The sequence below is a fragment of the Cuniculiplasma thermophilum genome (genome assembly GCF_052315355.1).
Taxonomy (GTDB): Archaea; Thermoplasmatota; Thermoplasmata; order Thermoplasmatales; family Thermoplasmataceae; genus Cuniculiplasma.
The window spans coordinates 34,907-42,194 of record NZ_JBLSDF010000014.1 but is presented as its reverse complement, the minus strand read 5'-3'; the positions used below and the strand labels follow the sequence as shown (position 1 = coordinate 42,194).

5 protein-coding genes and 1 tRNA gene are annotated in these 7,288 nt (G+C 39.6%); 5 read left to right on the top strand and 1 reads right to left on the bottom strand.

Annotation, left to right across the window (positions count from 1 at the left end; all coding sequences use genetic code 11):
* Positions 1-150: 150 nt before the first annotated feature.
* Positions 151-223, bottom strand: a tRNA-Val gene (locus ACNF42_RS03665).
* Between the two features lie 245 nt (positions 224-468).
* Here ACNF42_RS03665 and ACNF42_RS03660 point away from each other — a divergent pair.
* The 5 genes from ACNF42_RS03660 (at position 469) to gatE (ending at position 7,277) form a co-directional block, all read left to right on the top strand.
* A complete protein-coding gene (locus ACNF42_RS03660; RefSeq protein ID WP_443339109.1) occupies positions 469-2,100 on the top strand; it encodes an acyl-CoA dehydrogenase family protein in 1,632 nt (543 codons plus the stop codon).
* Between the two features lie 176 nt (positions 2,101-2,276).
* A complete protein-coding gene (locus ACNF42_RS03655) occupies positions 2,277-3,422 on the top strand; it encodes an acyl-CoA dehydrogenase (protein WP_443339106.1) in 1,146 nt (381 codons plus the stop codon).
* Positions 3,423-3,424: 2 nt separating this feature from the next.
* Positions 3,425-4,189: a DUF72 domain-containing protein gene (locus ACNF42_RS03650; protein WP_443339103.1), complete on the top strand. Its 765-nt coding sequence runs from the start codon at positions 3,425-3,427 to the stop codon at positions 4,187-4,189.
* 44 nt (positions 4,190-4,233) lie between these two features.
* Entirely contained in the window at positions 4,234-5,475 is a 1,242-nt protein-coding gene (gene gatD, locus ACNF42_RS03645; RefSeq protein WP_443339101.1) for a Glu-tRNA(Gln) amidotransferase subunit GatD, read from the top strand.
* Positions 5,476-5,477: 2 nt separating this feature from the next.
* Entirely contained in the window at positions 5,478-7,277 is a 1,800-nt protein-coding gene (gene gatE, locus ACNF42_RS03640; protein WP_443339099.1) for a Glu-tRNA(Gln) amidotransferase subunit GatE, read from the top strand.
* Positions 7,278-7,288 lie beyond the last annotated feature (11 nt).

The following is a 7,288-nucleotide window of genomic DNA, read 5'->3' as shown; positions in this document are numbered from 1 at the left end:
TACCTGAATCTAAAAACCAAGATTGTAAAAATACTCATAGAATTTTACAAGAATTCAAAAAAATTTTAGATAATTAATATTTTTTTATTAATATACTATCTATGAAATTCACAACTTTTTTCGGTCTTATCTATATCCCCCTACACAGTATGGGCCTGGCCGGATTCGAACCGGCGGTCTTCGCTGTGTGAGAGCGACGTCATAACCACTGGACTACAAGCCCCAAATTGTAATTTAGTTCAGGTTAAAAGTCTTTTAGATATGGTCAATATGTGAGGGAGTCTCAGCCACACGTAAAATGACCAGCATAAGAAATGATTCTGATTTCCTATTTCCATTGTTAATATTCACTCATCTCAATTGGATTACAATTAATTTACACCAATCACGATAGCCAATACTTTAATTTTGTTCTTAAAGAAATTTGAATTTGCAAATGGTATTTATCGTAATAGACAATAATTGACTATGAAAGATCAGTTTTGTAGAATATTCCGGGGAAATAACATAAATTACTTTTCGGACGATCTTCCGCTGATTTCATTTCTCAATTATCTTGGCATTGAGGAGAAAAAAGGTCTCAAGGAACTTGGGGCATTTGTGTCATCGGAACTCATAGAAATAATGGATTTTGTAGATCATAAGGGAAAACCTGAATTGATTACATGGGACTTGGATGGAAAGAGGATAGACTATGTTAGGCTCTCGCCTGAACACAGGAGGGCATTGAATAAACTGCAGGAATTAGGCGTTGTAAAGAAGAGTGCAAGCGGAGAGGATGACTGGTTATATCACTATGTAAGTGGTTATGTAATATCAGACTCAGGTATATTCTGTACATTAACATTGACAGCACAGACTGCCTATGGCCTGAGGAAATATGGAGATGATCCAAGACTGAAGGAATTCCTTTCAAAATACCTTGATGAAAAGGAACCATGGTATGGTGCAACATATTACAGCGAGACTAAGGGTGGAAGCGACCTGGGTGCAAACAATACAATTGCAGTTGAAAGAGGAGATAAGTGGTATCTGACTGGAACGGACAAATATTTTGCAAGTGATGCAGGTATTGCCGACGGTGCAATTGTAACGGCAAAATATAAGGAAGGTGGAGTAAGATCCCTTTCTCTATTTTTTGTACCCGCAATTAACTCAAAGGGGGAACTTAATTACAACATCAGAAGGTTAAAGAACAAGATGGGAACCATTGCTGTACCAAGCGGAGAGGTTGAAATGAATAATTCAGAGGCTTATCTTATAGGGGAAAAGGAGAAGGGGATATATTACGCAATGGAGATCCTGACTGTATCCAGAATAGACGATGCACTTGCAGCTGTTGGTATTGCAAGAAAAGCAATATGGGAAGCGTATCTTCATGCAGAGAGAAGATCAGCCTTTGGGAAGAGAATAATTGAGCATCCCTTAATGATAAGGGACCTTACAACCATGGAAGTTAAACTGGAAGGTGCCACTCTCCTATCCGTTTATGCAGCTAAGCTTTTCAGCGATGCATACGATTCAAAACCTCCATATGATGATAACTACAACTATGCAAGATTCATTTCCCATATTGCAAAGAATATGGCTGCCTGGACTTCCGATGAAATAACGCAATATTCTATGGAAATTTTTGGGGGTATAGGTTTCTTCGAAGAGTTCCCCATTGCAAAGTTTCACAGAGACGCCCTTGTGACATCCATATGGGAAGGAACCAGCAATATTCAGTCGCTAGATATGCTGGAGGCAATAATAAAGAAAAATGCTGCATCATTGTTTTTCGAAAAAATGGATGCTATAATGCAAAATATTAAGAGAAATATGGTCAGAGAAAATCTTGAGGTAGCATATGAAAGGACAAGGAAATATCTGGATGAGGCAATAAAGTCTGGTTACGCAGAGTGTCACTCAAAGGAGATTCTAAGAAAACTTGGGGAGTTTTGTGAAATCAGTCTTATGTACGACCTTTATGAAAAGAGTGGAAAGGAGAGAGACCTCCATGTGGCAAATCTATTATTTGCTGAAATTTACAGAAGGGATGAAGTTGTAGAAACATCTCTGTTCAAAATGGACATTGTTGACTGGATGTCCAAAAAATAAGACTTTATCTTCCTTTCAATCATATTATTCATAAGTTCATCTCCTATCAGATTAAAGATAAATGGAAGTGCAGAATGGCATAGTAATTTATCCCAATTTTATTAAAAAATTCTGTGATTTTTATCAGGGTTTAAGTAGTCTGGTGAAAAATATTAACATAGAGGATATTTAGGTATATGGAAGGTTTAAGTCAGGAGGAACTGGATGTATTACAATATGTGAAGAGATTTGCTGAGGAAGAGGTCAAACCATTGGCCAGGGAAATAGATGCAAAAGAGGAGGTCCCTGAGAAAATAATCAATAGAATGAAAGAGCTGGGTCTCTTTGCAAGTTATCTTCCCAAGGAATATGGGGGATACGGAATGAGCTTCTCTTTTCTTATGCATACAATCGAGGAGATATCAAAGGCATGTCCAAGTACATCTCTGGTACTTGATGGCGCCTTAACTCTATTTGCAGAACCAGTTCTGATGTTTGGCAGTGAGGATCTTAAGAAGAGATACCTTACAAGGGTAGTAAATGGTGAAGTAGGTGGTCTTGCCCTTACTGAGCCAGGTGCTGGAAGTGATGCAGCCGCAATTAAAACAACAGCAGTTAAGGAAGGGAATGATTACATAATCAACGGATCAAAGATATTTATATCCAACGGAAGGCTTGCAAAATTCTATGTTGTGGATGTCGTTACGGACCCATCAAAGGGGCACAAGGGCATTTCAACCTTTGTAGTTGATGCTGATACTCCCGGGTTCAGAATTTCCAGAGATATTCACAAAATGGGTATACGTGGCTCATCAACGGTGGAACTCGTTTTTGAAAATGTGAGGGTCCCTGAATCAAATATGGTTGGAAAATTAAATGAAGGCTTCAAGGTAGTCATGGAAACCCTTGATGCAGGAAGAATTGGAATAGCGTGCCAGGCCCTTGGAATTGCAAGAGCGGCCTTTGAAGAGGCAGTTGAATATATTCAACAGAGGAAACAGTTCGGGCAGGTGCTCTCAAACTTCGAGGCGATTCAATTCATGATAGCAGATATGGCAACAGAAATAGAAGCTGCCAGTCTTTTAACATACGATGCGGCCAGGAAATGGGACAAACATGAGCCCTGTGTCAAGCCATCCTCCATGGCAAAGTTGAAAGCATCGGATGTGGCTATGAAAGTAACTACTGAATGCCTGCAACTCTTCGGAGGATATGGATATACAACAGATCTGGATGCAGAAAGGCACATGAGGGATGCAAAAATAACCCAGATATATGAAGGTACAAACCAGATTCAGAGACTGATCATATCAAGGGAAGTATTCAAAGAAATACATCCATGATATTGATTGGATGTTCGGGATGGGCTTACAGTGACTGGAAGGCAAAATTTTACGGGAAGTCTAAGCCATCCCTTCAATATTATTCCCATTTCTTCAACGCTGTTGAGGTTGATTCAACCTATTATAGAATACCCTCAAGGGACGTAGTTAAAAAATGGGTTGAAAAATTCAGCCCGGGGATAAATTTTTCCGTAAAGCTGCCTGGAGACATTAGCCATGGAAAGTCAGAAATCAGTGTAAAGAAGCAGTTTTGGGATGTTTTCAATGAAAATGTAGTGAAACCAATTTCGAAGGCACAGGATTCAGTGATGATTTTGATGACAGTTCCTCCTGGAACGGTAGATATTGAAGGATACCTGAATGATATATCTGAAATAACCTCTGCCTACGCATATCTGTGTATTGAGCCAAGGGTAAAAGATCGGATACAGAATGATCACATAACAGGAATTATAGAGGATAATGGCTTTATACCTGTGAGTGCGGATAACTATTTTATCAACCTGAACAGGATAGGAGGAAACAGGGGAGTGTCCTATGTGAGAATGCATGGCAGAAATCCGGAATTTTTAAAAGCCGTTGGAATGGAAAAATTCAATTATTTTTATTCAAGCGAAGAACTCGAGGACGTGGCTCAAAGGATTAAAGATGCAGAGGGAAAATTTAAGGATATATATGTGTTTTTCAATAATCATCCAAATGGGAATGCGCCGTTAAATGCAATAAGCTTATCCAGAATTCTGGGAATTGAGAAAAAATTTCTATAATACCCATTTGGCAAATATCAAAATACCACAATTAATTATGGAATATGCCCAAAGGTAAAGATCTCCATGAAGGTTCAATAATTGACTTCACCCTTAAGGGAAAAAAACTCAGAGGGGTTGTTCTAGGGGTCAAGGAGAAATATATCAATATCAAGCTTGAAAGTGGATACAATATAATGGTTATACCCGATGAAATAAGTGAAGTTAGTGAAGGAAAGAAGATCAATAAAATAGAACGGGAATATGCAAGAGAATCGGGAGAGGGTACCAATATTTCTGTTATTAGTACCGGAGGAACCATAGTCAGCAAGGTTGATTATTCAACCGGTGCGGTGTTTCCATCACTGGACATAAGTGAAATAACTTCACGTTTCAAATATATGGAAAAATCATACCATGTAAGAAGCATACCATTTTTGAACATACTCAGTGAAAATATGGAGCCTGATCAGTGGTTGCAGCTGGCTGATAAAATAGTGGAGGAATCAAAAAGATCAGAAGGAATTGTAATATCGCACGGGACGGATACAATGACATATACTGCAAGCGCACTCTCATTTCTTCTCAAAGAATTATCAGTACCAGTTATAATGGTCGGGTCACAAAGGAGTTCTGACAGGCCAAGCACAGATTCCTATCTGAACATGGAAGCGGCTATAAATTTTGCCGCTACGGATTTTGGAGAAGTCGGAATAGCAATGCACTCATCAATTTCAGATGACAGTATCGCTCTTCTCCGCGGAGTAAGGGCAAGAAAAATGCACTCATCAAGAAGAGATGCATTCAAGTCAATCGGGGAAAATCCATTGGGATACTTCCAAAATGGTCTGGTAAATATTTCAGGCAAATATAGAAAAAGATCGGAAGAGACATCTGCCTTTAAAAGATTGGAAAAGAGAGCAGGAATACTCTACTTCCATCCTGGAATTGAAACTGATGATCTATCCCAATATCTTGAGAAAAAGCTCGGAGTGGTAATAATGGGGACAGGACTGGGGCACATCTCCACGAAATTCATAGACGTGATTAAGGAATACACAGATTCGGGAAGGCTTGCGGTTATGACGACCCAGTGCATTTATGGTACAACAGATCTTGATGTATATTCCACTGGTAGGCTCCTGGCAAGGGCAGGGGTCACATGGGCTGGAAATATGCTTCCTGAGGCGGCTCTTACAAAAATGATGGTCATAATGGGAAACTATCCTGAATTTGAATGGCAAAAGAGAATGGTAACTGATATGAGGGGAGAAATTCTGCAAAGGGAAGAAATAGGGGTGTTCTGATTATGGAGTTTCCAAAAGATACGAAAATAGGTCTCGAGGTACATCTTCAGGTAAACACGGGAAAGCTTTATTGCAGTTGCGAATCAGAGGGAAAGGAGACCGGTGAATCCTTCATCAGAAATCTACACGCATCATCTGGTGAATCGGGATTATCTGATGTTTCAACTTTGTATGAGGAATCAAGAGAAAGGATTTTCAAATATCTGGCTACCAATAATTCGTGCCTTGTGGAATGCGATGAAGAACCTCCACACAGAATAAATCAAAAAGCCTTAAATACTGCCCTCAGGATGGCATCATCCTTTGGATCTCAGATCCTGGACAGAATAGTGGTGATGAGGAAAGTTGTAATAGATGGTTCCAACACAAGTGGATTCCAGAGAACTGCCCTTATAAGTTTTGGGGGCGAAGTGAAGCGTGGAGATCACAGGTCAAAGATATCCACCATATGTCTTGAAGAGGACGCATGCAGGAAGGTTGAAGAGGATGGAAACACGGTCACATATTCACTGGATCGCCTTGGGATTCCCCTAATTGAAATTTCCACAGAGCCAGATATAACTTCTCCTGAAGGGGCAATTGAAATTGCAAGAGAAATTGGAGAAAGGCTGATATCTATAGGTTTACTGAGAAAGGGTGCAGACAGCATAAGGCAGGATGTTAATTTCTCAATGGGCTACGGAAGGGTTGAGATAAAAGGTGTATCAAAGCTAAATGCCATTGCAGAAATTCTGAGAAATGAAATGAGCAGGCAGACCAATCTATCCAAAGCAGTTGAAATATGGAAATCCAGAGGGGGCACGGAGCCAATTTCCTTTGTAGCAAACAACTCTATCTTTAACGAAACCAATTCCAGAATGATTCTCAACTCCAGAGAGAATGGAAAGGATATTCTTCTTGCAAAATTGAAGAATGGAAAAGGTCTGTTGAAAAACGGGGATTACCGCTTTGGAAAGGAAATAGCAGATGCATTAAAGCAGATTGGGATAAAGGGAATACTGCACTATGATGAACTACCTGCATACGGAATTACAAAGGAAGAGAAGGAGCGGGTATGTGAATTTCTTGATCTTGAAGAGAACGATTCATTCCTGATCCTTCTGGAGGAAGAGGCAAACGCAAAACATGTTGAAGAAGTGATAAATAGGAGGATTGAAAAACTGCTCTCAGGAGATTTTTCAGAGACAAGGGCTGCCATGGAAGACAACACTACAAGATTTATGAGGCCACTTTCAGGTTCAAGCAGAATGTATCCTGAAACGGATATACCTGTAATTGAAATCTCCACGGATATGATGGAAAATGCAAGGAAAAATGCACCACTGCCACTTGAGGATGTGATAAGGGACATGGCATCAAAATATGGAATATCGCAGCAGGATGCTTCAACTCTCATATGGAGCAATAGCAAAGACCTCTTTGAGGAGATGTCTGAAAAGGGAGAACCAAAGATGATATGTCGTATTCTGGTACAGAAATTACCTGAGCTGGAGAGAAAGAAGAATATTAGAATAGATAATGCAACTTTGAGAAAAGTATTTGATTTCTGTCTTTCAAATAATTATGGGAGATACTCAATTGAAAGAGCTCTTGAATTGATATCAGAAGGAAATGATGCTGAAAATATACTGACTCAGGATTTCCTGAAGCCGGTGGACGAAGAAGAATTAATTGATTTATTGAGGGAAATCCAGGAAAAGAAAAACATATCGGCAATAGGAAAGGAGGTAGTGGCCCGAACTGGAAGACCTGTTGACAGTTCCCTGATAGCAAAGGCATTGGAGAAATCAATTAAAAAATGAGCATCTAAACA

What these genes read in the sequence shown, in the direction of transcription:
- ACNF42_RS03660 (WP_443339109.1), top strand. Translation starts at nt 469, where the DNA reads ATGAAAGATCAGTTTTGTAGAATATTCCGGGGAAATAACATAAATTAC.
- ACNF42_RS03655 (WP_443339106.1), top strand. Translation starts at nt 2,277, where the DNA reads ATGGAAGGTTTAAGTCAGGAGGAACTGGATGTATTACAATATGTGAAG.
- gatE (WP_443339099.1), top strand. Translation starts at nt 5,478, where the DNA reads ATGGAGTTTCCAAAAGATACGAAAATAGGTCTCGAGGTACATCTTCAG.
- gatD (WP_443339101.1), top strand. Translation starts at nt 4,234, where the DNA reads ATGCCCAAAGGTAAAGATCTCCATGAAGGTTCAATAATTGACTTCACC.